The sequence below is a fragment of the Streptomyces sp. NBC_00557 genome, from assembly GCF_036345995.1.
GTDB lineage: Bacteria > Actinomycetota > Actinomycetes > Streptomycetales > Streptomycetaceae > Streptomyces.
This window is the reverse complement of sequence record NZ_CP107796.1, coordinates 3,869,608-3,893,317: the sequence shown is the minus strand read 5'-3', so window position 1 is coordinate 3,893,317 and position 23,710 is coordinate 3,869,608. Positions and strand designations below refer to the sequence as shown.

Annotated in this window: 25 protein-coding genes, 1 tRNA gene and 2 pseudogenes; 13 read left to right on the top strand and 15 right to left on the bottom strand. The window is 66.6% G+C overall.

Going from position 1 to position 23,710, the window contains the following annotated elements; translation table 11 throughout:
* Positions 1-250: 250 nt before the first annotated feature.
* Together OG956_RS16705 and OG956_RS16700 are read left to right on the top strand one after the other, a co-directional pair.
* Positions 251-1,468 (top strand): Shedu anti-phage system protein SduA domain-containing protein, encoded by a 1,218-nt coding sequence (locus OG956_RS16705; protein ID WP_330338769.1) that lies wholly within the window; start codon positions 251-253, stop codon positions 1,466-1,468.
* On the top strand, positions 1,465-1,785 hold the full coding sequence (locus OG956_RS16700) for a hypothetical protein (protein ID WP_330338768.1): 321 nt from the start codon (positions 1,465-1,467) through the stop codon (positions 1,783-1,785). The genes OG956_RS16705 and OG956_RS16700 overlap by 4 nt, the downstream gene beginning before the upstream one ends.
* A 1,008-nt stretch (positions 1,786-2,793) precedes the next feature.
* Here OG956_RS16700 and OG956_RS16695 read toward each other — a convergent pair.
* From OG956_RS16695 to OG956_RS16655, 9 genes are all read right to left on the bottom strand, one after another.
* The gene (locus tag OG956_RS16695; protein WP_330338767.1) at positions 2,794-4,935 is read right to left on the bottom strand and encodes an Lsr2 family DNA-binding protein; all 2,142 of its coding nucleotides are present in this window, start codon (positions 4,933-4,935) and stop codon (positions 2,794-2,796) included.
* A gap of 749 nt (positions 4,936-5,684) precedes the next feature.
* The gene (locus tag OG956_RS16690) at positions 5,685-6,470 is read right to left on the bottom strand and encodes a phosphotransferase family protein (RefSeq protein WP_330342863.1); all 786 of its coding nucleotides are present in this window, start codon (positions 6,468-6,470) and stop codon (positions 5,685-5,687) included.
* Positions 6,471-6,489: 19 nt separating this feature from the next.
* Positions 6,490-7,398, bottom strand: coding sequence for an aldo/keto reductase (locus tag OG956_RS16685; protein WP_330338766.1), 909 nt, complete (start codon positions 7,396-7,398; stop codon positions 6,490-6,492).
* Positions 7,395-8,588, bottom strand: a complete 1,194-nt coding sequence (locus OG956_RS16680) for a cupin domain-containing protein (protein WP_330338765.1) — start codon at positions 8,586-8,588, stop codon at positions 7,395-7,397. Before OG956_RS16680 ends, OG956_RS16685 begins: the two co-directional genes overlap by 4 nt.
* A gap of 16 nt (positions 8,589-8,604) precedes the next feature.
* Positions 8,605-8,751, bottom strand: coding sequence for a hypothetical protein (locus OG956_RS16675; protein WP_330338764.1), 147 nt, complete (start codon positions 8,749-8,751; stop codon positions 8,605-8,607).
* 176 nt (positions 8,752-8,927) lie between these two features.
* The gene (locus OG956_RS16670; RefSeq protein ID WP_330338763.1) at positions 8,928-9,062 is read right to left on the bottom strand and encodes a hypothetical protein; all 135 of its coding nucleotides are present in this window, start codon (positions 9,060-9,062) and stop codon (positions 8,928-8,930) included.
* Positions 9,047-9,283 (bottom strand): DUF7848 domain-containing protein, encoded by a 237-nt coding sequence (locus tag OG956_RS16665; protein ID WP_330338762.1) that lies wholly within the window; start codon positions 9,281-9,283, stop codon positions 9,047-9,049. Before OG956_RS16665 ends, OG956_RS16670 begins: the two co-directional genes overlap by 16 nt.
* On the bottom strand, positions 9,280-9,651 hold the full coding sequence (locus OG956_RS16660; RefSeq protein ID WP_330338761.1) for a hypothetical protein: 372 nt from the start codon (positions 9,649-9,651) through the stop codon (positions 9,280-9,282). The genes OG956_RS16665 and OG956_RS16660 overlap by 4 nt, the downstream gene beginning before the upstream one ends.
* A 44-nt stretch (positions 9,652-9,695) precedes the next feature.
* The gene (locus OG956_RS16655) at positions 9,696-10,112 is read right to left on the bottom strand and encodes a recombinase family protein (RefSeq protein WP_330338760.1); all 417 of its coding nucleotides are present in this window, start codon (positions 10,110-10,112) and stop codon (positions 9,696-9,698) included.
* A 119-nt stretch (positions 10,113-10,231) separates the two neighbouring features.
* On the opposite strand from OG956_RS16655, the gene OG956_RS16650 reads away from it, so the two are divergent.
* The 3 genes from OG956_RS16650 to OG956_RS16640 are packed head-to-tail and all read left to right on the top strand — an operon-like array spanning position 10,232 to position 12,715.
* Complete coding sequence (locus OG956_RS16650; protein ID WP_330338759.1) at positions 10,232-11,275, top strand: helix-turn-helix domain-containing protein; 1,044 nt, start codon at positions 10,232-10,234, stop codon at positions 11,273-11,275.
* Positions 11,272-11,961 carry a YdcF family protein gene (locus OG956_RS16645; protein ID WP_330338758.1) on the top strand — a complete coding sequence of 230 codons (690 nt, stop codon included), beginning with the start codon at positions 11,272-11,274 and terminating at the stop codon, positions 11,959-11,961. Before OG956_RS16650 ends, OG956_RS16645 begins: the two co-directional genes overlap by 4 nt.
* Positions 11,903-12,715 (top strand): WbqC family protein, encoded by an 813-nt coding sequence (locus tag OG956_RS16640; protein WP_443065566.1) that lies wholly within the window; start codon positions 11,903-11,905, stop codon positions 12,713-12,715. The genes OG956_RS16645 and OG956_RS16640 overlap by 59 nt, the downstream gene beginning before the upstream one ends.
* Positions 12,716-12,777: 62 nt before the next feature.
* Here the strand turns inward: OG956_RS16640 and OG956_RS16635 are convergent, their stop codons facing one another.
* The 3 genes and pseudogenes from OG956_RS16635 to OG956_RS16625 all read right to left on the bottom strand — a co-directional run bounded on the left by OG956_RS16635 (position 12,778) and on the right by OG956_RS16625 (position 15,469).
* Positions 12,778-13,224, bottom strand: a complete 447-nt coding sequence (locus OG956_RS16635; protein ID WP_330338757.1) for a plasmid mobilization relaxosome protein MobC — start codon at positions 13,222-13,224, stop codon at positions 12,778-12,780.
* Between the two features lie 704 nt (positions 13,225-13,928).
* Positions 13,929-14,618 carry a zinc finger domain-containing protein gene (locus OG956_RS16630; RefSeq protein WP_330338756.1) on the bottom strand — a complete coding sequence of 230 codons (690 nt, stop codon included), beginning with the start codon at positions 14,616-14,618 and terminating at the stop codon, positions 13,929-13,931.
* A 7-nt stretch (positions 14,619-14,625) separates the two neighbouring features.
* Positions 14,626-15,469, bottom strand: a pseudogene (locus OG956_RS16625) (helix-turn-helix domain-containing protein).
* Between the two features lie 481 nt (positions 15,470-15,950).
* On the opposite strand from OG956_RS16625, the gene OG956_RS16620 reads away from it, so the two are divergent.
* From OG956_RS16620 to OG956_RS16600, 5 genes and pseudogenes are all read left to right on the top strand, one after another.
* A complete protein-coding gene (locus OG956_RS16620; protein WP_330338755.1) occupies positions 15,951-16,208 on the top strand; it encodes a helix-turn-helix domain-containing protein in 258 nt (85 codons plus the stop codon).
* 141 nt (positions 16,209-16,349) lie between these two features.
* Positions 16,350-16,562: a helix-turn-helix domain-containing protein gene (locus OG956_RS16615; protein ID WP_330338754.1), complete on the top strand. Its 213-nt coding sequence runs from the start codon at positions 16,350-16,352 to the stop codon at positions 16,560-16,562.
* Positions 16,562-17,699: pseudogene (locus OG956_RS16610) on the top strand (tyrosine-type recombinase/integrase). The gene OG956_RS16615 and the pseudogene OG956_RS16610 overlap by 1 nt, the downstream one beginning before the upstream one ends.
* Before the next feature lie 208 nt (positions 17,700-17,907).
* Positions 17,908-19,974, top strand: a complete 2,067-nt coding sequence (locus tag OG956_RS16605; protein WP_330338753.1) for a GNAT family N-acetyltransferase — start codon at positions 17,908-17,910, stop codon at positions 19,972-19,974.
* A complete protein-coding gene (locus OG956_RS16600; protein WP_330338752.1) occupies positions 19,971-20,450 on the top strand; it encodes an ASCH domain-containing protein in 480 nt (159 codons plus the stop codon). Before OG956_RS16605 ends, OG956_RS16600 begins: the two co-directional genes overlap by 4 nt.
* A 39-nt stretch (positions 20,451-20,489) precedes the next feature.
* Here the strand turns inward: OG956_RS16600 and OG956_RS16595 are convergent, their stop codons facing one another.
* Together OG956_RS16595 and OG956_RS16590 are read right to left on the bottom strand one after the other, a co-directional pair.
* Positions 20,490-21,008, bottom strand: a complete 519-nt coding sequence (locus OG956_RS16595) for a DUF3761 domain-containing protein (RefSeq protein ID WP_330338751.1) — start codon at positions 21,006-21,008, stop codon at positions 20,490-20,492.
* 538 nt (positions 21,009-21,546) lie between these two features.
* Positions 21,547-21,620 (bottom strand) — tRNA-Gly (locus OG956_RS16590).
* Between the two features lie 282 nt (positions 21,621-21,902).
* Here OG956_RS16590 and OG956_RS16585 point away from each other — a divergent pair.
* From OG956_RS16585 to OG956_RS16575, 3 genes are all read left to right on the top strand, one after another.
* Positions 21,903-22,061 carry a hypothetical protein gene (locus OG956_RS16585; protein ID WP_330338750.1) on the top strand — a complete coding sequence of 53 codons (159 nt, stop codon included), beginning with the start codon at positions 21,903-21,905 and terminating at the stop codon, positions 22,059-22,061.
* A gap of 182 nt (positions 22,062-22,243) precedes the next feature.
* Positions 22,244-22,819: a dCTP deaminase gene (gene dcd / locus OG956_RS16580; RefSeq protein WP_330338749.1), complete on the top strand. Its 576-nt coding sequence runs from the start codon at positions 22,244-22,246 to the stop codon at positions 22,817-22,819.
* Positions 22,820-22,832: 13 nt separating this feature from the next.
* Entirely contained in the window at positions 22,833-23,330 is a 498-nt protein-coding gene (locus tag OG956_RS16575; protein WP_330338748.1) for a phosphoribosyltransferase, read from the top strand.
* A 69-nt stretch (positions 23,331-23,399) separates the two neighbouring features.
* Here the strand turns inward: OG956_RS16575 and OG956_RS16570 are convergent, their stop codons facing one another.
* A complete protein-coding gene (locus OG956_RS16570; RefSeq protein WP_330338747.1) occupies positions 23,400-23,708 on the bottom strand; it encodes a hypothetical protein in 309 nt (102 codons plus the stop codon).
* Positions 23,709-23,710 lie beyond the last annotated feature (2 nt).

Here is a 23,710-nt window from a genome sequence, read left to right as displayed (position 1 = left end):
GTCTATGACCTGCGCAGATGGCATTTACTCGGCCGGTCGTGCGGGTCGGATCGCACCGCTGTTGACCGTGGTTGTCCGCTCTTACGGGCACGCTATGGGCACGGCGCGCGAAGACTGCTGGTCACGGTGCGTTCTCGGACGAGCACGGTGTCGAGCCGGACTCGGTCGGACGTCCAGTCGGGGAACGCCTTCGCACGTGCACAGAGACTGCTGGCGCGTGATTGTCAGTGGCCGGCCTTAGTGTGCCCGCGTGACGACATTTCGATCCGGCTTCACGCTCTGGAAACTCGTCCAGACGGCACGGGAACTGACTGAGGACGCGCGCGTCCGGGAGCGCGTCGATGCGGTGCTGCACATCATGGGCGGCTTCGGTGGGACGTACGGCAAGGGCAGGCCGCTGGTGAACGCCTTGGAGGACGTGGCCCAAGAGGCCATCCTCCAAGGCGACTTCGCATTCGCCCAGCGCTTTCAGCGCTTCGCCGCCTATGCCGGAGGCGAACTGTTCCTTGACATCCTTGAGAACTACTACGACGACGAAGCCCGACAGCGCAGCGAGAAACACATGCGCAGGATGGCCGCACTGGGTGCGGACAGGGCGGTCGCCGCCCTTGACGTCCTGTGCCGCGACAAGCCCGGCGCAAGCGCCGCCGACGCCCGTGACCTCTTTCGCGGCATAGCCCAGTCCGTCGACTACCTGGGCCTCGGGGACGGCGAGGGCGGTATCCGGCTCTCCACCAAGGAGGCGAGGCGACTCCAGGAATACGGACACATGGAGATGGTGCTCCGCAACCTGCCCCGGCCCGCCTCCGCCGAGGCCGCCCGGATGATGAGCGACGTCCTGGCTGATGTCGATGCCGGCATGCTGGCCCAGTTACTCGAACTGCGGGCCAGGCAGGTCGGCCTGGCGGCCCTGCGTACCGCGGTGGAGGATCCGGGCAGCTCCGAGAGTGCCCTCCATGGCTGTCTGAAGAACCAGGAATGGATCTTCGGCGGGGCCTACGTGGCCGAGCTGGCACGCCGGCAGTACACCCCGGACGCCATCCTTGACATCCCGCTCCTGCGCGGCGACGGCTCCCTGCACGTGGTGGAGCTCAAGCGCGCCAACATCAAGGACCTGGTTGTACGACGCTCCGGCCACCTCATGTTGGGCGCCCCGGCGCACCGCGCGGTCTCCCAGGCGCAGAACTACCTCCGGGCCATGGACGAGAACCGCCCGAGCATCCTGGCCGAGCACGGAGTCGACACCCGCCGGGCGTCGGCGACCGTCGTGATCGGACACTCACGCTACGTGACCGGGGACGTCACCTCCCAGGAGATCGCGGAGACGCTGCGAACCTACAACACACACCAGGCGCGCATAGAAGTGATCACATACGAGACCCTGCTGGATTCAGCCTCTCGCATGCTGGCTCTGTCATCGGCACGGCAGGACGCAGACCCCGGCCCGGACGAGGAGTCCGCCGCATGACCGACACACCCGCGATCGAACCGCTCCTGGCCCGCTTGTGCGGCGGTGAGATCACCGACAAGGACTACGTCGGATACTTCATGAACGAGTACGGAGAGGAACTCGTGTTCGCCCAGCGTCGGGGTGAGAAAACCGCTCGGCTCTGGCACAGCGACGCGGACTGGAAGATGTTCCTCGTCGGTGACCACTCGATTCGGCTCGACGGCCCGATGGACGGGATGATCACCGTTGCGGACCTGATCATCAACCGCGAGGAGGCGACATGGCTGTCCTCCTGCCTCGCCGCTTCCCGCCATCTACGGCAGGGACGGACCTGACCACGCACCGTGCTGAGGCGTCAACGGACGGGCCTGGCTCAGCGGAGGCGGCCAGGCCCCTGCACATGAGCCCTGCTCTGCCCAGGATGTCCTCCACCCCGCCGTCCGTGACGTGGTCGCCCGCGGCCAGGGTGGTCGTCGTCTGCAGGTACGGCATCGCCGGTAACGTCGGCGAGCTTGGTCACGCTGCGTGAGGCCGACAATCGAAGCGGGCAGGAGGCCGCTCGGGTACTCCCTGGCGACCTTCCGCTCTGATGCGGGCTCCTTCGCGGTCAAGTGACCGCCTCCGCAAAAGATTTGAATCCACCCACTGCGAGGTGCGGTGTGGGGCGGGTGCCCGGTGTTGTCCGGGAAGGGCGGGCTGAGGGCTCAAGACCGTGCGAACCTCTCGCTCAGCTACGTCAAAGAGCAGGTCAGCGCCGTGTTGCGATGCGGGCGGCTTGCCGCCTCAGAACTCGTGCCCTCCGCGTGCCCAATCGTCGACGGCGGGAGGCCCGCTAAACGCAGGGACGGCTCATCAATAAACAAGCCCCAGGCCACTGACCTGGGGCTTCAAGAAGAGCGGGTGACGAGAATCGAACTCGCGCTCTCAGCTTGGGAAGCGACGGCGCTTCGAGGCCGACACTGCTATGACCTGGGGGTACGTCGCATCTAGTACGGTGGCATGGGCTGGTTCTGTACCGCTGTTCACCGTGGTTACCCGGTCTTATGGGCACGCGTTGGGCACGAGCCTGCACAGGGATTCTCTGCGGAGACGCAACTGGTCCGTTGTGGTGCTGTCCCTCGGGCATGAATTGCCGCTACACATTGGCTTGGCAGATGCACACGCCCGCGACAGCTTTGGCTGCTGGGCCGGGCGACGGCACGATGGACGGGTTTAGCCTGCTGCGAGTGCTGTCCTCTGCCTCCTAGGCGAAACGACTTGCCCATCCTGACACGAAAAGTGGAACGGCACCATCGACCGCTGCGCGCGGGACGCTGGAAGGGCGCACAGCTGGTTGATTGCTATCAGCCGTCATTTACGACACTGGCCAGGTACTCGGCGATGAGACTGTTCGGTAGGCGCCCCCTGGAACTGACAGGACGCCCGCTGGACTTAGCCCATCGTCGTACTTTCTCCGGAGTAACATCAAGCGTGGCACTGGCGGGATTCTGTGCAGCGGGTTCTTCTGTCTCAGGGGGGCACACCCGACTGTCGGGGACGGAAAACTTGGTGGCTGAAGGGAGGCCGCTTTCAAGAACGTTGGCGAAGGTGCGCAGACGGGCAGCGACAAGTTGAGGCGCAGCCGTCGATGTGTATTCGCCGTTCTTTGCTTTAATGGAGGCTGCGATTAGCGGGTTAGCCAGAAGGTCGAGGGCATTCTCGATCTCATCAGGGCTAAGAGGGACTCTCTCGCTTCCCTTGCTCATGCGCCAGATGTCGCGATTAGTCAGTGCGCCTTCGTTGAAGGCAATGTCATTTTTGTCGTTTCCACTTTCCCAGAGCGCATCGGAGACCTGACTGATGGCCTCAAGGCTCCGTGTGGCGGCGGTCCACATTGACTCTGCTGAATCGGAGAAGATAAGGTTGAACAATTCTTGCGGAAAGAGGCGAGTGTGCACCGAACGACTGAGCCAGTCTGCGATGTCACTGGCGGAGACCAGGGGGATGCATTTACTTTTCGCCCATTGGGGAAGGCGGCCCCCGAATCCCGGACCCACTACAATTACGCGTTCCGCCTTGTGTTTCTTTCGATGGTCCTCCAAAGCGTCGAACTTGATATCATTTTCGTGGATTGTGCCAGCCGAATCCGTCTTGACCTCGACGATTACACGACACCGCCTCGTCGGTGAAATCCAGAACGTCAAGACCAAATCGGTTTTTCCAGGGCCGCCGTGCCGTTCGACTTCGAGCCCCAAAAGATTGAAAGAAGCTTCAATGGCGTCCTCGAAACTGCGAGGATTGGCGCTGTCGCAAGATGACCTGAGGACTTCTGCCGCATGTACGACGAGATCATCCTCCATAGCGTCAGGCGCTTGCTCGCGTGAGGGCCCATGAGGCGATGAAGAGGAGACATTCTTCCGTTCCAGGAGGGGAACGGAGTCGTGGAATAGCTCACCCAGCGGAGTGATCCGATATCTCGTATGACCGATTCGCTCGATGAGTTCCGTATCGCTCAAGAGTGCAAGTCGCCGAGTCAATTCTGCACGGGACAGGCGGTGGTTAGGAAAATTGGTGGTCAGCCAACGCAGAAGTGCCCCGGTTTCCGTTTCCTCGCGTAGGCCAGATAGGATTTCGCCAACCAGTGTCACTTTGGCGTGAAGGATGCGCACCAGGTCAACTGGGTTCCCTGAGGTAATCCATTCGGTGGCTAGAGCTGTCGGCGCGAAGGTGTGCATGCCGATCTGCTCAAGGAGATCCAAGGCCCTGAGGGTCCAAAGAGTCTGCTCGGCTGATGACTCCTTGACTGCAAGTTGCTCGACGCACTGTCGAACATAGTCGTCTTTGGTGGTCTGGGGTGATGCCAGGTCGGTGAGAAAGCGGATATTCTCCAGCGAGCAACCACCGGCGAGGTATCCCCACTGGGGTTTACGGGTTGCCAGTGTGCCCTGGTCATGTCTACCTAGTTCTGCGAGTACAAGAGGCCCTGCAGGTTTTAGCTCGGGCGCGTCCTGATAGATGTTGGAGAATCCCGGGATCTCATTAGTCTGCGCCAAATGAAGCTTGGTACACAGTGAATTTCCCAGATCAGTCAGAACTACCTGATTGTGACTCCACAATTCGGCAAGGCCGGCAGCGCGAAACCAACTAGAACGTCGACGCACTTGGTCGAGGGTGTTCCACTTCAGCCCATAAGACGTAGCAGCTGCCACGTTTAGATCGGTGTGGCTCTTCCCTGGGCCGATCTCGCGCAGCATCTCCCCAACGAAGCGTACATTGGCGTGAAACGTTGCAATTAGGTAGTTGCTATCCTTGAGGTCGAGGAAAATGCGGGCTTCGTTGGTCAGATGTAGTGTGTCACCCTTCTTAGCGATGAGTCCGCAGGAGCCGAGGCTGTGGACGGCTGCCTTGATTGTCGTCCTTACCCCGCCGACGGGCCACGTGAACGGCCTCTCCAGCACCTCGTCACCATTGATGTCAAGTAGCAGACTGTGCAGGTTCTCGATCATTTGCTCTACGTTCCCTGGGACCCACGGGATGGAGCTGGATCGCTGAGTCCATTTGCGAGGAGTCGGAAAAGTGTGATTTCCATTTCCAGCGTCGAGCATCGCTTCCCCGCATTCAATAAATTCATGAAAGGAATGAATACTCTAGCTTCTTCGTTGCGGCGGGGTATCGCATTGCCCTGTTAATGACGAAAGGTGGCATCTATTGATCATTTTGATTCGAATATTGCCTGCTATGTTTTTATTTAGGTCGAGCGGTGTAGATTGCCAATTTCTCGTGGCAGGCATTGCTATGAGGCTCACCACATGGACATCAACGAGAAGTGCGAGGTCGTCGAGCCATCCCCGCACGGTTCAGGGTGAGTCGTCGGCTCTGATCGGCAAGCGCCGCTGTCGTCGAGGAGGGGCAGCGCTCCCCAATGGGGACCCGCCTGGCACAGCGCTGCCAGCAAGGCTGGAGGACGTTCGCAGACGGTTCAGGTCGCTGGCCAGGGCCTCGGGGCGGGCTACGTTTGGGCTATCCCCGGGGGCGACGCGGATGGTCGAGTGAGACCTGAGGACCGCCCGCGAGGTAGCGGTGAAGGGCGCTCACGGCGGTGTGCACGAACTCCTCTTGAGTCAGGGCCCGGGATCAGGCGGCGACGGCCTTGTCGGCGCGGGCCTGCGCGGCCAGACTGATGCCCGGTGTAGGCGAGGGCGTGGACGCACCTTGTACTTTTCGGGGCCCTAGCGCACCAGGGCATCGTGGTGCGCTAGGACAGTTCCGTTGCCAGAAGGCGGAGCACCGGGACGAGTTCGGGGTGATCACCGCGTGATGCCGATTGCAGTAGCTCGGTGATAACGATGATTTGGGCGATGCGCCCGGGCTCCGTCTTGAGTACGGGGAAGTTATCGCGGACTCGGTGGGCGAAGGCGGGGGTGAGCAGGGAGTAGGCCAGCAGCATGGCGACGTCATAGCCGACCGGTGCCAGGCCAAAGCCTTCCCAGTCGAGCAGGTAGGGGGTGGTGGTCGTCAGGTTGGCGGTGTGCAGGTCTCCGTGGGCGGTCGCCCAGTCCGTGATACGGGGGCCAGGAATGTCGAGGAAGCGTGGGACGGTGCGGTCCACCCACTCCTGCCGTACGGCCACGCGGTCCGTGGGGGCAGCATGTACGTGGTCGAGGTCCGCGCGGAGGGACTCCCACCAGGAGGTTGGCGGGGCCAAGGCTGCGCGCAGGACCGGGCTAGGGGAGCAGACACGTTCGGTGACGTACTCGTGCAGCTCGGCACGGTAGGCGTAACCGTCGCTGTTTGACTGTGTGATGTCGTGCAGCAGGGGTTTGTGAACGCGTCCGTCGAAGACTGCGGCCGCATGGCGGTTGCCCTCCCAGATTTTCCCAGCCCCCTTGTCCTGCGGTGCGGAGAGCAGCCTCAGCCAGCAGGCGCCCCGTCCTGGGTGCTCGGTACGGCTGCTGAGGGTGCGGCCGTGCCAGCCCCAGAACTCGGGGCCGGCGATCGTTACACCCAGTGTCTCCGCAGACCGAGTGAAGGCTCTGCGCATGCGCTGCTGATCCGTGAGGTCAGGTGGCGGCGAGTACATCCAGCACCTTTCGCAGCGTGGGGGTCGGAATGGCCGGGCTTCGTAGGGCGGCTTGGGCTTCGGCCCAGTGTGCCGGGGTGGAGGCGGAGAGCAGAATCCGTGTCACTCCGGGGCATGATGCCGCCGCCAGCAGGCATGCCTGGGCCGTGGTGAGGTGCGGGGCCAGAAGTGCGGAGAGTTCGAGGGTGACCAGGCGCGGCAGCTCGCCGCCGAACAGAGGCGCTGAGGCGTACACCTGCCATCCGAGTTCCGCCGCCTGAGCGATGGGGCCCTCCTCGCCCAGAGCTTGGGTGAACGCGGTTGCGGTGACCAGGGATACGGGCAGTTGGATGGCTCTCAGGTGGTGGTGTTCCGTGCCGGCGGCTTCGGAGGCCAATTGGTGCAGGGCGGGGATGGCCAGGGTGCCGGTGTCGAAGCCGTCCCAGGTGGCGACGCCGTAGGCGGTCAGGGTGCCGACCGCTGCTTCTGCTTCGAGGGCGGTGAAGGCGGCGCGCAGGGCTTCGTACGGGTCGCTGGCGGAGTGCTCGGGGTTGTGGGCGAAGACGAGGTCGAGGCGGTCGCGGCCGAGTTCGGTGCGGTTGAGGGCGCACTGCCAGTGGACGTACGGGGTGCTCAGGCAGTGGCCGCGTTCTGCGTCCTCGAGGGTGAGGGCCCTGTCGGAAAGGGCATCCTTGGTGGCCTGAGCGGTCAGGAATCCGACCTTGGTCGAAACCGGGATCGGGTGCCGGGCGAGCGCGGGGGCGAGCAGCGACTGGGCCCGGCCGTCGAGGTAGTTGGGCGCTGTGTCGATCCACGCGTCGGCCGGGCTGGTGGCTGCGCGGACGACGGCTTCGTTCAGTACGGAAGGGCGGATGCGATACGTGCCCAGCCCCAGAGCCGCTGTCCTCATCGCCCGTCTCCTTCCACTGTGATCGCTTGGCCGTCCTTCAGCTCCGAGGCGATGGCAGCGATCTCTGCGACTGGCAGGCCGGTTGCTGTGGCCAGTTCGCCGAGGGACACGGTGCTGGGTGCGGCGGACAGCAGGTGCTGGAGGAGGGGCCGGACTTCCTCAGCCATCTCCCACTCGTTGTCGCAGGCTCGGAAGATCACGCTGTCCGTGTTGGCCGCAGGTTCCAGGCGAGATCGTGTGGTGGTCAGCCTGATGCGGAGGTCCGGGTCTGCGGGGATGCCGGTGATGTGGGGCAGGCTCGGCCGCAGACGGGTGAGGTCGGTGCCGTCGCGCATCGCCGTGTACCGGTCGACGAGATCCGAGTTTTCCAGGGCGGTGGTGACTTCCTTGCGCAGCCGTTCAAGGTAGGCCGTCTGCTGGGTGGCTGGTGCGTGGACGGGCAGGTCCTCGCGCAGGACGTCGTGGCGGCGCAGGTCATCGGCGAGCCAGGACAGGAGCTGGGCGCCGGTGGCGCTCTGGATGCCGAAGGTGAGGTGGAGGGAGTGTTCGCCTTCGGAGGCGGCCACCGAGTGCCACCAGCCGCGCGGAAGGTAGAGCAGGTCACCCGGGCGCAGGACCAGCTCCGTGATCGGCTGCTCCGGCGGTGGTTCGGGCTCGTCGGTGTCCTTGTACATAGGAGCGGTGCGGGTGGGGCCGTACAGCTTCCAGCGTTTGGCGCCGTCGATCTGGATGACGATCACCTCGTGGTCGTCCCAGTGCACGCCGAAGCCCTCGCGGGCGGTCCATGAGGCGTACAGGTTGGTCTGCACTCCGGTGCGCAGCCAGTGCTCCAGCTCCATCGCGGCGCGGCCGACGGGCGGGTGGAGTTCGTCGACGGCGTCGATGACCAGGGAGGCGCCCTCGGCGAGGCGGGCGTGCAGTTCGCTTGGGTGCAGGCGGTGCCAGACGGTGTGCCGGCGGGTGGTGACCGGGGCGGTGTAGCGGTGGGCGGGCAGCATCTCGCCGTCTGCGGAGAGGCGGAAGCGGGGCGGTTCCAGGCGGTGGGTGGCCAGGATGGTGTTGACGTCGTCCCATGTGATCAGGCTGCCGGGGTTGGTGATGGCGGCCGGGACGTGGCGGTGGTGGCGGTGGAGCACCTGGGCCAGGAACTCGTCCTGGCCCAGGTGAGCCGCCAGGTTCAGCGGCGACAACGCGTTTCCTCCCGGATCAGTCGTTGCCGTCGGTACGGCCGGTGCTGCCGCCGTCGGACGGGGTGACGCCGCGCTCGCGGGCGGCCTGGATCCTGCGACGGGCCTTGACCAGGCCCGGCCGGACCGGACCGGCCGTCGGGGCGGTGGTGGTGCTGTTCGGCATTGGTTCCTCCTGGTGTGAGAGATGAGGTGCATTGCGGACCCGCCCCGGACGGCGCTCGACCTGTCCATGGGCTCGGGCGGCTGATCCGCCCGGGGCGGGGTTTGCAGCCCGCCCCTGCCAGGGCTTCTCGGAGTGGGGGAACGTCTCGATCGGCTACGTCCGGCAGGGACGGGAACTCAGGGATGGGCCGGAGATGTGGCGACCGTCACGCCAATCACGAAGCCGCATGAGGCGGAGAGCAGCATGATCAGCAGCGGGCCCGTGTAGCGGGCCAGTCGGCTCACGGTGCGGCCCATCAGGGCTTCCACCATGCCCGCCACGGCCGCGTGATGATCTCCCGGTATGTGTGATGCGAGGGGTTGCGGCCTCCGTGCTCGAACACCCAGCTCTGGGGTTCGGCGAAGTCGACGCTGGGCGGCGAGTTGTCACCACAGACCGAGCACTGCATCGCATAGGTTGCGGGCTCGGCGTCGGGCTCACGGTCGGGCTGGAGCGTCCATTCCTTGGGGCACACGACTGCTCGGACACTCACCGGCCCACCTCCTTCAGAGCGGCACTGACATAGGGGTGCTGGAGCGCGGCGTGGAGGGCGTCGGCATCGGTGAGGGTGTCGTCGTCAGGCAGCTCGCACCAGCCGCCTAGCCAGTCGTCGATCTGTTCCAGGCTGGGCGCGACGAGCCAAGAGTTGGTGGACAGATGCCGTACCGGCAGTTCGCCCCACCTTTCGGCGGTGCCGGTTCCAACGGCGTAGTAGAGGCGTTCATTGGGCCCGTCGTAGAGCACCGGACCGATCGCCGCGCCGGTGGCCCGCAGGTGGGCCAGGGCCAGGAACCCGATGTCCGCGGAGGTTCGTACGAGGTCCCAGCCGTCGCCGACTCGGAGCAGGCGCAGGCTGGGCATGTCGTTGACCGTAGGTGCGCTGCGCAGTGCTTCGCGAAGGGACATCACGTTCCCCCTTGGCGCAGGAGGCCGGGGCTCGCGATGAGGGAGGGTGCGGGGTCCGTTGCCGGCCTGGTGGAGCGAACCACGATCAGACGAGTGCCTGGCGCCGTCATCTGCCGCTGTCGGTCGGTCGCAACGCGCCTCGGGCCGAGGTGGCTGAGGGCGGGAACCACGACGCCATAGGTGTCGGGCAGTTCGAGTGCGTCGAGGAGGCCGACGAAGGCGGGAGACCGGGCGGCAGTCGTCGCCTCTCGGTCCGTGAACACTCCGCACAGGCGCAGTTCGTGCTGTCGGCAGTACTCGGTGAGACAGGAGACGAGCGCCGCGTGGCGGGCCAGGCCACCGGATACATGGCGCAGGTAGCCGAAGACCTGGGGGAAGGCCACGGGGCGGCGTTCCGTGATGAGTTCGTCGTCCATGTCCCCAGCGTCCACTGCCGCGAACGGCCTTGAAATGACCCGCTGTTGCACTTTCGTTGCACTTCCCGCCCCGCGTCGTCACCGAGAGTGCTTCCATACGTGACGGAGGGAGGTCATCCGTGGTCAGCGTGCAGCAATGGACCGGCCGGGAAGCGAGCGCCCTGCGCGCAGCGCTGCGCATGAGTACGCGCACCTTCGCCGAGCACCTCGGTGTCGCGCTGCGCACGGTCGCCAAGTGGGAGAGCCTCGGCAGCGAAACCCAGCCCCGCCCGGACACCCAAGCCATCCTCGACACCGCGCTCGCCCGTGCGGACTCCGCCGCCCAGGCCCGGTTCGAGGCGCTGCTGTTCCCTGAGCGCAAGAGCGCGCGGCTGGCGGACCATGAGACGTGGGCCGAGGACATTGAGCGCGCGGTCGTCTGCATCAGCCGCCAGGACTTTCCCTTCGCCACCACCTTGCTGAACCGCTGGCTGGGACGCCTCGACCCGCATCACCTGGACGACAAGGGCCTGTACCTCTATGGCCGTTCCCTCGTGCTTCTCGGGGACCTGCAACGGGATCAGGGGGCGGTCCTCGGCCCGCTCTCCGCCCGGCATTCCTACACCGCAGCTCGCGGCATGTTCACCGAGCTCGACATCCCGCGCCGAGTGGCCCAGATCGATCTTTCCCTCGCCGTCGTCCAGGAGATGTCGGGTCAGCTCGACGCCTCCGCCCGCCAGTACGAACTGCTTGCCACGGACGAGCGTTTAAGCCCTCGCGATCGAGCCAGGGCGCGGCTCTGGGTGGGTACCGCGCTGAGCAAGAAGGGCAACAACGAGTACGCCACCCAGGTCATGACAGCCGCCACCCGTGCCTTCGAGGACCTCGGCGAGCCGGAGGACTGGTCGGTCGCCCACCAGAAGCTGGCCCTGGCCCACCGAGGCGCCGGCGACCTGAAGCAGGCACTGCACTACATCGACGTCGCGCGCACCACCGGCACGGTCGACTCGCCGATGCAGCGAGTGCGGCTGGACACCGCCTACGGGCACATCCTTCTGTCGGACGCGGCGACCCGGAATGATGGGCTGTCCGTCCTCGATCAGGCGGCTCAGGTGGCCCAGCAGTACGGGCTGAGCCACCAGCTGCGCAGTATCGAGGGCATCCGGAAGGACCAGCAGGGATGAGCCAGGGAGTGCCAGTGCCGGAGCACGAGCAGCGCCAGATCACCGACCAGCAGTTCCACGACGCGACGCTGATCTGGAACTACCACCAAATGGGCCATGAGCAGCGGCCCTGCTCGGCGGCGATCGGCCTGGGCAGCCATGACCTGGGCGTGGCCACCACGGCCGCCGAAATGTACCGTGCCGGTCTCTTCCCGGTCCTGGTCTTCAGCGGCGGCAACAGCCCCACCACCCGCGCCCGCTTCCCGCGCGGTGAGGCTGTCCACTACCGCGAGCACGCCCTGAGCCTGGGCGTGCCGGACGAAGCGATTCTCGTGGAGCCGAAAGCCGCGAACACCGGGCAGAACATCACCTTCTCCCGCGAGCTGCTCACCGAGGCCGACGTGGAGGTGGAGTCGCTGCTTCTGATCTCCAAGCCGTACATGGAGCGGCGCTCGTACGCGACATGCCGCAAGCTGTGGCCCGAGGTGGACGTCGTATGCGCATCCGAACCGCTGGAGCTGGACGACTACATCAAGTCGATCGGCGACGAGAAACTCGTCATCGACATGCTCGTCGGCGACCTGCAACGGGTGATCGAGTACCCGAAGCTCGGCTTCGCCATCGAGCAGGACGTGCCGGGAGATGTGTATGAGGCTTACGAGCGCCTCCTGGGTGCCGGTTTCGACAGCCGCCTCATCGGCACCTGAGTCATCCCGCTTCGGTCCACCAAGCGAGGTCTGCGCGATCCATCAGCCGAACCTGTTCCCACGCCTGTCCACCTTGGCGAAGCTCTTCGCCGCCGACCGCTGGATCGTCCTCGACGACGTACAGTTCGCCCGGCGCGACTACCAGCACCGCGCTCGCCTCGCCGCCTTGGACGATCCCGGTCGGCAGCAGTGGCTCACGCTACCGACACACCTTCCCCACGGGCGGCCGACACTAATCAGCCAGGCGCGGCTCGTTGATCCTCATTGCTCGCGCAGGACTGTCGAGCTGCTTGTGCGCCAGTACTACGGCCGCAGTGGCCACAGGGACGCCGTGCGCGATGTTCTCGACGCGGCCCTGGACGCATTGGACACCACTGATCGTGTGGCACGTATTGCGCGAGCATCGACGCTCGCCATGCTCGCTGCGCTTGGCTGGGCCAGGGAGGTGCTGGACAGCGGTCGGATCCGCACCCGTCACAACCGATCGGAGCGCCTCGCCGATCTCGCGGCAGCCACCGGCAGCACCCACTATCTGTGCGGCACCGGCGGTACGCGCTACCTCGACCCTGCCCCCTTCGATGCCCACGGCATCTCCGTATTGCCCTTCCACACCCCTGTGGATACGGAGGACCCGCTTTGGTGCTGGGCTCGGCGTGCCAGCAGCCTCTGGGCCTTGAGCAAGATCGGGCCGCGGGAACTGGCAGGTCGGCTGGCTGCCTTGCGAGAAGGTCATCGGCTCGGTGCACTGCTCTGAGCACTGGCCGACTCCTCTCAGAGACGCCACCCAGCGCTCGCGGATCCTGCCCGCGCTGCTTCCTAGTGCTGGGCGATGAGCTGTTGCACCGCGTAGTCGACGCGGTGAACGGCGCGGTTTACGGCGGCGAGGACGGCGTCGATCTCGACAGGCCAGGAACCGGAGTTGAGGGCCTTGGAGGCTTGGTTGAGGTTGTTGCCGACCTGGTTGAGGTGCCGGCGTGTGGCGAACAGTTCCGAGATTGTTTCTCGTCGTCCGGCTATGGCAGCGGCGGTGTTGTTGAGGTCACTGGCGGCGGCGAGGCCGCTGCGGGCGAGGAAGGCGGGCAGACTCGCTCGGGTCGCCGCGGCAGCAGCGGTGAGGACGGTTTTCTCGGTGTCGTTGAGACGGACACAGCACACGTGAACGCGCTTGTCATTGCCGGATCTCGGCCAGCGCTTGCGCGCGGTCTTCTCGGAGGTGCGGTGCTTGGAGCTTGGCGACTGCCCTTCTGGCTGCGATCCCCCCACGGCCGCTGCCTCCCGGACTGGCGCCCCCTGGTGCCAGTCCGGACCCGCCACCCCCGGGGCGGGTTGCGCCTGGACAGTCTTCCCCACCGGGGAAGACTGTCTTGGCGGATAACTTGCTGCGCGGTTGTCGGGGGCGGTGGGCGTCTCCTGCCGGTTGGTGTGTTCATGGTGTCGGTCGTGCATGCGTGGTTCTCCGGGGTGTTCGGTAGGGGAGCTGAGTCGCCGGGTCGCCGAGCGAGGGCAGCGGTCGGAGCAATTCGGCGGTGGTCGGCTGAGGTCTGGACAGGTCGACCGAGATGGGCGTTGTCCGAGCGAGGGCTGCGGCTGAAAGGAGAGCGACGGGGACCGGTACCCAAAGTGCCGCGGTGCACGGTCCCCAGACGCTTGGGGACGGGGACGCGACGCTCATCGGGGACGGTCCCCCTGACACGTCGTCACGGGGACGGTCCCCGTTTTCCTGCACGGTCCCGGTCCCCGAGGGGACCGAAGGTACTGCTGCGGGGACGGTCCCCGTTCTGGGGACGCTCTGGGACCGGTATGAAAGGCCCTCTGAGCTGCGGCTTCAGAGGGGACCGGTCCCCGGCAGCCGTCACACGGTCCCCGGGACGCGGTCCCCAAGTGCTCGTGGGAGTCGTGTACGACCGGTTCGGGGACCGACGGTCGTAGCCCCACGTAGCTGCCGCGAGGAGCGGCGCCGGGCTGCGTCACGCAGCTCGGTGTCGGTCCGTCCGGGCAGCGGCGAGGTCGATGCGCGACGGGTGAGGGGTCGCGCGTATGGCATTGCCCCGGGCAGCGCCGTCGGGGCTCGCCCTTCGTTGACGGCAAGGGGAGCCCACGGGTGCCTGGCACCAGTTGCACCGGACTCTGAGTGCATCGGGGATGCCCCCGGCGACGGCGGCCTCGCGAGCGGCGCGGTTCGGACGGTAGCGGGCCAGCTCGGCGCGGACGGCCGGCGGGATGCACGAGCCGATCTCGCGCAGGCGCCCCTCGACGTCGCGAGGCCGGCCACCGCTGGCGATCTGCCGGTGCGTGGTAGGGGAGGCTATGCCGGCGGCGACAGCGTTCCGGGACCGCAGCAGCTCGGCTCGCCAGGCGGCCGGATCGTCCGGGTCGGCGGCGGGAATGGGGTCGGTGTGCCGCTCGAGGCGGTCGCGTCGGTGGGGACGCCATCGGCGGGCGACGTCCACGGGCAGGATCGGGTACGGCGAGTCGAGGACGTGGGACCGTATGGCCTCGCGGACGTCCCAGCCGTGGTCGGTGGCGAAGGGCACGTCGTCGAGCAGCTCCTGCCACTGGGCGATTTGGTCACGGGCTTCGCCCGTGCCGGGGCGGATGGTGCGGGGATCGAGGCGTCCGACGTAGGCGAGGACAGCGGCGACTTCGCGTCGGTCCAAAGGCGGGTTACTCCGTTCCGGTCGGTTCGTCGAGGGCGGCGAGCAGGGCGGCCATGTGCGCCTCGGAGCGCGTCATGCCGAGTGTTGGGGGGGGAGGGTGTGCCGCCTGGCAGGGCGTAGAGCTTGGGGCGGCCAGGGGCGGGGGTGTGTTCCCGGGCGATCCACGCGCGCCAGTCGGCTGCCCACGCGGCGGCGGTGCGGGGCGCCCAGGCGGCCCGGTAGGTGCGCCACTTCTCGTCGGCGGCGTGCATCGCGTCCTCGCCGAGGCGGTCGAGGTGGCCGTGGTGCTGCAGCCAGGAACGGGCATCGGTGTCGATCTGCCACTCGATGGCGGAGATGAGCGGGGCAGAGCTGCTGCTCTTACCGTTCACCTTCGGTTCTCTTCTGTTCTGGGGGTCGGAATCTGCACCCCCTCTGGGTCGGAATCCGTACCCCCTGGGGGTCGGATTCTGTTCCCCGGGGTCGGATTCCGACTCCCCTTCGACGTGCTCGGCCGGGTCGGATTCCGACCCCCCGAGGGTCGGAATCTGACCCCCCTGGGTCGGATTCCGGTTCCCCTCCGCGGTCTGCTCGGCGAGGAACCGGGCGGCGACTGGGAGGTGGTAGTACGTCTCTCCCCGCGGCCCTTTGCGGTCGGTGAGCTGTACGAGCTCGCCGCTGGCGATCAGCTTGGCCAGGGCATCGCGTACGGCGGTGCGGGAGGCGTTGGCGCGTTTCATGAGGGTGGGCACGGACGCGTACGCGACGCAGTGCCGGTCGCGGCACCGGTCGGCGATCAGGGCGAGGACCATGCGGGCGGTGCCCTTGCTGTGGCTGTGGTCCCACACCCATTCACGGGCGTCGTAGCTCATCGGGCGGCGGCTCCTAGGTCAGGGAGGGGAGGTGCGGTCGGCCCTCGTCGGGCGTTGCACAGGGAGGGGGTTGCACACAGCCCCGGTCCGAAGGCGCGGGGGAGGGCTGGTGGCGTCGTATAGCCAAGACAGCCACACGCATGCCGCACAAGTCCAGCATTCCGCCAGGAAATCAGACAGCTGACGGCGAACCTGTGCTACGAAGCATCACCAAAACCATAAACCCGAATCGGCGGTTGCCGAAATAATGCCCTGTCAGTTGAAGCCAGAAGCATCACATCGGGAGACCGTTGACTCCCTGCTGCGGCGCAAGCTACAACACAACATCCCACGTCAGAGCGCACTGTCGGGCCGACGAAGGCAACGCCCGACGGATACCCGAACCCCCAGCCCAGAGGTAACTCCCGCCCGTTCGCCGGGCGGAACATAGCCGACGATCCCCGGTTAACCAAACCGGCGAATGCAAGCTACAAATGGAGCCATGGCAGCACGATCCCTGGAAATCGGTACGGCCGGAATACGGACCGCCCGCAGCATCGAAATCCTCCGCACCGAACGCGGCCTCGCCCAGCGCGAGCTCGCCGCCCGCGTCACCGCCCTCGGCCGTCCGATGACCAACACGATGCTGTCCCGCATCGAACGCGCCCAACGCCGCTGCGACATCGACGACCTCGTCGCTCTCTCTCAGGCCCTCCGTGTCTCGCCCCAGGAACTCCTCCAGGGGCCTCGCGCCGCGTAACCCCAAGCGCTGCCAGCAGCAACGGCCAGCCGCCCAGACCCCCCCGAGTAAAGGACCCGTCGCCCTTGCGCCGACCCGCAATACCCTCTGCCCTTCCCCGCTCCCAGCGCACCGCTCGCACCGATCAGGAGGTGACGGCGAATGACTGACCGGCTCCTGACCGTGGCCGAGGCCGGCGAAATGCTCGGTACAGGGGAGCGCTTCGTCCGCCGCCTGATCGCCGAGCGCCGCATCCGCTACGTGAAGCTCGGTCGCCCGGTGCGCATCCCGGAAAACGCGATCACCGAGTACGTCGAGGCGCGCACCGTCGAGCCGGTCCGCCGCATCCGTGCCCGCTACGGGAAGGCGGCCTGATGGCGGGACGCAAGCCGCAGCGGCGGCGCGAGTTCGGCACGGTACGCAAGCTCCCCTCCGGCCGATGGCAGGCCCGCTACCTGGGACCGGACGGGCAGCGCTACACCGCGCCGGAGACGTTCGACACCAAGTCCGACGCGCAGGAGTGGCTCAACCTCACCCGCGCCGACATCGAGCGCAACCAGTGGCGCGACCCGGACGCTGGGGCAGTCAACTTCAAGAAGTACGCCTTGCGCTGGCTGAGGGAGCGCGGGCTGGCCCCGACGACGGTCGATCGCTACAACGGCCTGCTGCGCCTGCACATCCTGCCGACCTTCGGAGGCAAGGACCTGGACGAGATCAGCTCGCCCAGCATCCGTACATGGCGGGCCGAGCGCCTGAAGGCGACCGGCGCCACCACGGTCGTACCGGCTGCTGAAGGCCATCCTGCAGACGGCGGTCGACGATGACCTGCTCCGCAGCAACCCGTGCCGTATCAAGGGCGCTGGCAAGGAGGAGGCCGACGAGCGTCCAACGGCCACGATCGGGCAGGTCTTCGACCTGGCCGACGCCATGGGCCCGCGCTGGCGCCTGATGGTCCTGCTCGGCGCGTTCGCCGCGCTCCGCCCCGAGGAACTGGCCGAGCTGCGCCGTCGCAGTGTCGATCTCGACGAATGTTCCCTGCGGATCACGCAGGCTTCCCCGGAGCTCACCAACGGCAAGCGGGTCACCGGCGACCCGAAGTCCCGGGCGGGCAAGCGCACCGTCTACCTGCCCGACTTCCTGCTCCCCGAGCTGCGCCGCCACCTGCAGTGGTTCGCTGAGAAAGAGCCGGACGGCCTCCTTTTCGTCGGGGAGAAGGGCGCACTGTTCCGCCGCTCAACCTTCGGGCGGAAGTGGCGCAAGGCCAGGAAGAAGGTCGACATGGCGGACAACTTCCGCTTCTACGACCTCCGACACACCGGCAACACCCTCGCCGCCGACACCGGAGCCAAGCTGAAGGACCTCATGGTCCGCGCCGGCCAGTCCTCCGAGCGGGCCCAGCTGATCTACCAGCACTCCACGGCGAAGCACCAGCGCAAGCTGGCCCAGGGGATCGACGCCGAGGTGCGAGAGCGGCTGCGCGCGTCAGCTGCCGAGCAGACGAAAGCCATGTAGGCGAAGGAAGCCGTGACCTACGGAGTCCGGCCGGACGGCTGCGTCGGCCGGACTCCGGGACGGTCGGCACCGCGTGCGACAGTCTCCGCATTACCGTGCGCCCCTTGTGCCCCCTTGAGAGACGGCCGTGAGTGAGATCAGCTTTTCCTGCATGCACTGACAGGGGAGTTGTGGGCGGCCGTGACCGGCCCAACTGGAGGGGGGAGCAATGGCGATCAAGTTGGTGTCCGTTTCGCCTGCGCAGGACGAGCTGATCGACAAGGCCATAGCCCTGGGTGATCGCTACACGAAGACGCTGGGGCTTCTGACGCCTCCTGCTTACCGGAAGGCAGCGGAGGATGGCGGCCTTCTGGCCGCGGTTGAAGCGGACGAGGTGCTCGGCTATGCGCTGTTCGGACTGCCGAAGAGGAGCGCGCGTATTCGGCTCGCACACCTGTGTGTGGCGGAGGAACAGCGCGGCCGGGGCATCGCCCGCCGGCTGGTGGAGGGCATCAAAGAGCGGTACCCACAGCGACTCGGGATCAAGGCCAAGTGCCGACGGGACTACAACCTGAGCGGGATGTGGAGGAGTCTCGGCTTCGTCCCGGATGGTGAGGTGCGAGGCCGCGGCCGTGACGGCGAGATCCTGGACGGTTGGTGGTTGGACCTCGGCCATCCGGACCTGTTCACGGAGATGGAGAGCGACGCGCTCCTGGTGGTAACGGTCGACCACGGAGTGTTCGCCGATCTGCGCGGCCTCGCTGACACGGCCGACGCGGAGGAATCCCGCGCACTGGAAGCCGGCTGGATGGCGGATCTCATCGAGCTCGCATACACACCCCAGCTGGTTCATCAGATCCGGGACCTCACAGACACGGCAGAGCGTCAGCACCAGCGGGCGGCTCTGACCGGCCTGCGCAAGCTGTCCCCCGACTCGGCAGCTGTGGACGAGCGAACCCGTGAACTACTCGTGGCCGCCACGCAGGCCATCCCCAGTCTGACCGTCGGCGCTGAGCTTCGGCTCTGCCTGCGGTACGTGGCCGAGACCTCATGTGCCGGTCTGCAAGTCCTGGCGACCCGCGATCCGCTGTTGTCCCGCCTGGCTGACGTGGCCTGGGAGGTCGCCCGGGTCCGGGTCGTCTCGCCTTCCACCGTGACGCTGCACGTGGATGAGTTGCGGCAGGCCCAGGTGTATCGCCCGGCCGATCTGATGGGGACGGATTTCCGGTCCGGCGAGGTGGCACCAGGCGCAGAGGGCGAACTGGTCGCCTTCTTCCACCAGGCGGGTGGCGACGACGGCTCGGCCTTCGCCGAGCGCCTGCGGTCGCTGAATGGGGGTACGGTCGCCTGGCGCCGCGAACTGCTCAGGGATGGTCAGGGCCACCCGGTTGCCCTCTACGCATGGGCGCTGGATGGGCGAACGCTGGTTGTCCCCGTCCTTCGTACGGCCAGCCACCCACTGGAAGAGACTCTGGCCCGGCAGCTCCTCTTCCTGATCAAGCGGCTTGGCCGGGACTGCGGTGCAGAGATCATCCGCATCAGCGATTCGCATCCCTCCGCGGCCGCCAAGTCCGCGGCAGGCGACGACGGGTTCTTCGAGCATGACGGCAGGCTTGTCGCCCTCCTCGTGAATGTGTGCGGGACGGCTGCCGAGGTGGAGGCCGTGGCGGGCGGACTGGCCCGCGAGCTGACCGTGGAGACGACCGCGCTCCGCGTCGGCATGCCCGCCGAGGTAGCCGCCGTGGTGGAGCGGGCATGGTGGCCGGCGAAGGTCATCGACTCGGGGCTGCCGTCCTTCCTGGTGCCCATCAAGCCGCGCTGGTCAACCGAGCTGTTCAACGTCCCGGCCATGCTCATTCCTCGGAGTGACGCCCTGGGCATCAGCAGGGAGCACGTCTACTACCGTTCCTCGGGCCGCCGCGGGGAGAGCGTCCCGGCTCGCCTGCTCTGGTACGTCAGCGAGGGCAGTTCCCCGGGCGAAGGCCAAATGGTGGTGGGCAGTTCGCGACTCGACGAGGTGCTCATCGACACGCCCGACACCCTCTTCTCGAAATTCGAACACCTGGGCGTATATGGTCGAGCTGAGGTTCAAGCAGCTGCTGACACCTCCGGCCACGCCATGGCACTGAGGTTCTCGGACACCGAGATCTTCCCGAAGCCGGTGACGCTGCGGCGATTGACCTCGCTGGCCAGGGAGCGGGGACTACCGTGGTCGCCGAGTTCGCTGATCTCGCTGTCCAAGATCAGCGAGGAGCTGTTCCAGGCGATCTACCAAGAGGGGCACCGAACGACGTGAACGATCCGGAACGCGCGATGCTGCTGTCCGTCCACCCGCGCTTCGCCACCGCGATTTTGGCCGGCAGCAAGACGGTGGAGGTCCGCCGCCAACGCGTCGCTGCGCCACCCGGAACCCCGGTTCTGTTGTACGCGACCGCGCCCACCATGGCTGTGGTGGGCATGGCGCGCATCGCTTCAGTCCATGTCGCCTCCCCAAAGGAGGTGTGGTCCGCCCACAGCGCCCAGACGGGAATCACTCGGCGTGAGTACGACGCCTACATGAGTGGCGCGACTCAGGCGAGCGGCCTCACGCTGGAGGATCCCGTCTCCTTCGACGAGCCGGTGACGCTCAGCGCGCTGCGCTCCGCGGGGGCTTTCCACCCTCCACAGAGCTACCGCTACATGAAGGGCGAAGAGCTTCGACAGGTGGCCGTGGCAGGACCTGTCGTAGGCACCGCCCTTCGTGAAGCGTTGGGAGACCTGGTGTCTGCCTAAGGCAAGAGTCGAAGCCCTGGGTTGCCGCGTCCTACAAGATCAGTCGAAGAGCAACGTGGCCCATGGGAGCCCAGCGACAACGCCGCCGTGGTGTGAACACGCACCTCGTCGGCCGATGGAGCTGGACGGCCACCCGTCGCTGCAGTGAGCGGGTGAGGGCATTTCTACCCGGCTGACCTCGGTAGGGGCCTGATCTATGCGGGTGGCCTCGGCGATGAAGTCGCTGTCGAAGCACTCCTGGTGGTCGAGAACAATGCGTGCAGCCTGACCAGCCAGGTCGCGCTTCTTGGCGTACGCCGTTGCTATGTCCAGCTCGGTGGCCGATGTGGTGTCGAGGTTCCCGAGATCGTCGGGGAGCTTGGTCCCGAACTGCAGGATGCTGATGTTCGGGTCGCCGGCGAACACCAAAGGAATCCGTACGGCGCGGGCCTTGTCGCTCAGCGCAAGGGCCTCGGTTCGGTGTGGCTGGCACATGGACTCGTGCTGATCGTCCTTCCAGGCATCCCAGACACCGACGCCAAGGCCAACAAACACGGCCAGGGTGACGAGCGAGAGCACGACTCTGATCGTCCGCTGTTCTCGTTCTGCCTGCTGCCTCGCCCTCTCGGTCCGAGCTTTTGCCTCCTCGGCGGCAGCTTCACGCTCAGCTCGGGTGGCGTGGTGCCGACAGCCTCGGCCGATCTCCTGGGGGAGCTTGCAGGGCGTCCCTTTCTTCGTGGGACGCCCACAACGCGATGACGTTCGGCGTCTTCGAGAACGGTCGTACCTCATGGGCATGGCGCGCATTGTGAACCACCCGCTCATGCTGCCGCTGCGGAACGACCGAAGTGCAGTCCGGATGGTCGACAGCTGCGCGCAAGCCCGCAAGTCGCCCTTTGCGTAAGGGACTTCACCACCATTTACACAACCTGTGGCGCAGGTCACACGAAATGCGTCTCGCCATTTGAGACGAACCAGGGCGGGGGTGGCCAGAGAGGCATCCAGGCACCCCTGAGGTGACCGCTCAGCCTCGACTTAGGGCACGCGGAGGGCACGCCACCCTCAAATTGGACTAGACAACAAACAAACCCCAGGCTGCTGACCTGGGGTTTCTCTCTGGAGCGGGTGACGAGAATCGAACTCGCGCTCTCAGCTTGGGAAGCTGATGTTCTACCATTAAACTACACCCGCGTAAGTACGGACATGACCCTCGCGGAGCCCGTGTCCGGACCTTGCTCACTGTACATCATCGCAGACCCCTGGTGCCCAGAGTCCGGGGGTCTGCGTCGTTTCCCGGGGTGGGATCCGGCTGCGGGCGAGCGGAGTTGGGGCGTACCGTAGAGGCCTCGCGGAGGGCTCGGGGGAGGCCGGAGCGCCGCCTGGAGAGTCGTCTCTTTGATCCCGTAATGTGGCTTTTGTCGTCAGGGTCGTAAAGCCCGACGAGGCTCTTGGGGAAGGGACTTGAGGGACTTGATGGAACGCACTGTCGTCCGCTGCGCGGACGGGCACGTCTTCAGCACCGCTTCGTTCCCGATGCAGCAGGCCGACCGGCTCGGCCCCGGCCGGCTCATGAGGTGCCCCCGGTGCGCCCGGCTCCGCAGTGTGGTGCCGGTCGCCCTGGAGAAGCGCTAGCCGAGGACGCCGTAGCCCTGGCGCAGACGCCGGCGGCGGATGCGGCGGCGGCAGGACGCGACAGGGGAAGGCAGGAGGCGCGGCGCGAGGCCGCCGCTGTTCGAAGAAGGCGTGAGCCGTCACCGGGCGCGCGGAGTCGTCACGATTGTCACGGCTGCGCGCGCCTTGCGTATCCTCGCTACGTGCTTCTCTCAGACAAGGACATCCGGGCCGAGATCGACGCCGGGCGGGTACGGATCGATCCCTACGACGAATCCATGGTGCAGCCGTCGAGCATCGACGTCCGGCTGGACCGTTACTTCCGGGTGTTCGAGAACCACCGGTACCCGCACATCGACCCCTCGGTCGAGCAGCCCGATCTGACCCGGCTGGTCGAGCCCGAGGGGGACGAGCCGTTCATCCTGCACCCCGGGGAGTTCGTGCTCGCGTCGACGTACGAGGTCATCACGCTGCCCGACGACCTCGCCTCGCGGCTGGAGGGCAAGTCCTCGCTCGGGCGGCTCGGGCTCGTCACGCACTCCACCGCCGGGTTCATCGACCCCGGCTTCAGCGGGCACGTCACGCTCGAGCTGTCCAATCTCGCCACCCTGCCGATCAAGCTCTGGCCGGGGATGAAGATCGGGCAGCTGTGCATGTTCCGGCTCAGTTCGCCCGCCGAGTTCCCGTACGGCAGCGAGCGGTACGGCTCCCGGTACCAGGGGCAGCGCGGGCCGACCGCCTCGCGGTCCTACGTCAATTTCCACCGGACCCAGGTGTGAGGGCCACAGCGACATGAGTGAAGTGCGGGAGAACCTGACCTACGAGGCGTTCGGCGTCGCCATCCGGGAACTGGCGCAGACGATCGCCGACGACGGGTACGAGCCCGACATCGTGCTCAGCATCGCCCGGGGCGGAGTGTTCGTCGCGGGCGGGCTCGCCTACGCCCTGGACTGCAAGAACATCCACCTCGTGAACGTCGAGTTCTACACCGGGGTGGGGACCACCCTGGAAATGCCGGTCATGCTGGCGCCCGTCCCCAACGTGATCGACTTCTCCGACAAGAAGGTCCTGATCACCGACGACGTCGCCGACACCGGCAAAACGCTCAAGCTGGTGCGCGACTTCTGCCTCGACACCGTCGCCGAGGTGCGCTCCGCGGTGATCTATGAGAAGTCCCACTCCCTCGTGAAGTGCGAGTACGTCTGGAAGCGGACCGACGACTGGATCAACTTCCCGTGGAGCGTCGAGCCGCCCGTGGTCAAGCGGGCCGGGCAGGTGCTCGACGCCTGAGGGCACCGGGTGCGTGAGCCGGGGGGAGAGGGCTTTCGCATCCGCCGCTGACGCGGGCGCCCTTCGGGATCACGGGGTGTCGGCCGGGCGGATGTCGTCCAGGCTGTCGACGGTCGTCACCGGCGGTGGCGGCGACGGTGTGGGCACCTGGATGAGGAGCGGGACGTAGACCATGCTGCCGTGCCTGAACTCGGCCTTCCAGGACGTCCGGTAGCACACGACGGTGGTCGGGTCGCGCTTTGTCGCATAACACTCGGGCGCCGACTTCGCGGGCGCGGGCCCGGCCGGGGAACCCGTCGGTGCGGCCCAGCCGCCGAGGGTCAGGCAGCAGGAGGCCGCGATCAGGAGGCCGGCGATCCGTGAGGCTGCTTTCTGCATGG

Bases quoted from the DNA above. Each gene is read 5' to 3' on its own strand.
- OG956_RS16675 (WP_330338764.1), bottom strand. From the start codon at position 8,751: ATGCCGAACAGCACCACCACCGCCCCGACGGCCGGTCCGGTCCGGCCG.
- OG956_RS16690 (WP_330342863.1), bottom strand. From the start codon at position 6,470: ATGCGCAGAGCCTTCACTCGGTCTGCGGAGACACTGGGTGTAACGATC.
- OG956_RS16615 (WP_330338754.1), top strand. From the start codon at position 16,350: ATGACTGACCGGCTCCTGACCGTGGCCGAGGCCGGCGAAATGCTCGGT.
- OG956_RS16570 (WP_330338747.1), bottom strand. From the start codon at position 23,708: ATGCAGAAAGCAGCCTCACGGATCGCCGGCCTCCTGATCGCGGCCTCC.
- OG956_RS16620 (WP_330338755.1), top strand. From the start codon at position 15,951: ATGGCAGCACGATCCCTGGAAATCGGTACGGCCGGAATACGGACCGCC.
- OG956_RS16585 (WP_330338750.1), top strand. From the start codon at position 21,903: ATGGAACGCACTGTCGTCCGCTGCGCGGACGGGCACGTCTTCAGCACC.
- OG956_RS16645 (WP_330338758.1), top strand. From the start codon at position 11,272: ATGAGCCAGGGAGTGCCAGTGCCGGAGCACGAGCAGCGCCAGATCACC.
- OG956_RS16655 (WP_330338760.1), bottom strand. From the start codon at position 10,112: ATGGACGACGAACTCATCACGGAACGCCGCCCCGTGGCCTTCCCCCAG.
- OG956_RS16640 (WP_443065566.1), top strand. From the start codon at position 11,903: ATGAGGCTTACGAGCGCCTCCTGGGTGCCGGTTTCGACAGCCGCCTCA.
- OG956_RS16605 (WP_330338753.1), top strand. From the start codon at position 17,908: ATGGCGATCAAGTTGGTGTCCGTTTCGCCTGCGCAGGACGAGCTGATC.
- OG956_RS16685 (WP_330338766.1), bottom strand. From the start codon at position 7,398: ATGAGGACAGCGGCTCTGGGGCTGGGCACGTATCGCATCCGCCCTTCC.
- OG956_RS16700 (WP_330338768.1), top strand. From the start codon at position 1,465: ATGACCGACACACCCGCGATCGAACCGCTCCTGGCCCGCTTGTGCGGC.
- OG956_RS16575 (WP_330338748.1), top strand. From the start codon at position 22,833: ATGAGTGAAGTGCGGGAGAACCTGACCTACGAGGCGTTCGGCGTCGCC.
- OG956_RS16670 (WP_330338763.1), bottom strand. From the start codon at position 9,062: ATGGTGGAAGCCCTGATGGGCCGCACCGTGAGCCGACTGGCCCGCTAC.
- OG956_RS16660 (WP_330338761.1), bottom strand. From the start codon at position 9,651: ATGCCCAGCCTGCGCCTGCTCCGAGTCGGCGACGGCTGGGACCTCGTA.
- OG956_RS16695 (WP_330338767.1), bottom strand. From the start codon at position 4,935: ATGATCGAGAACCTGCACAGTCTGCTACTTGACATCAATGGTGACGAG.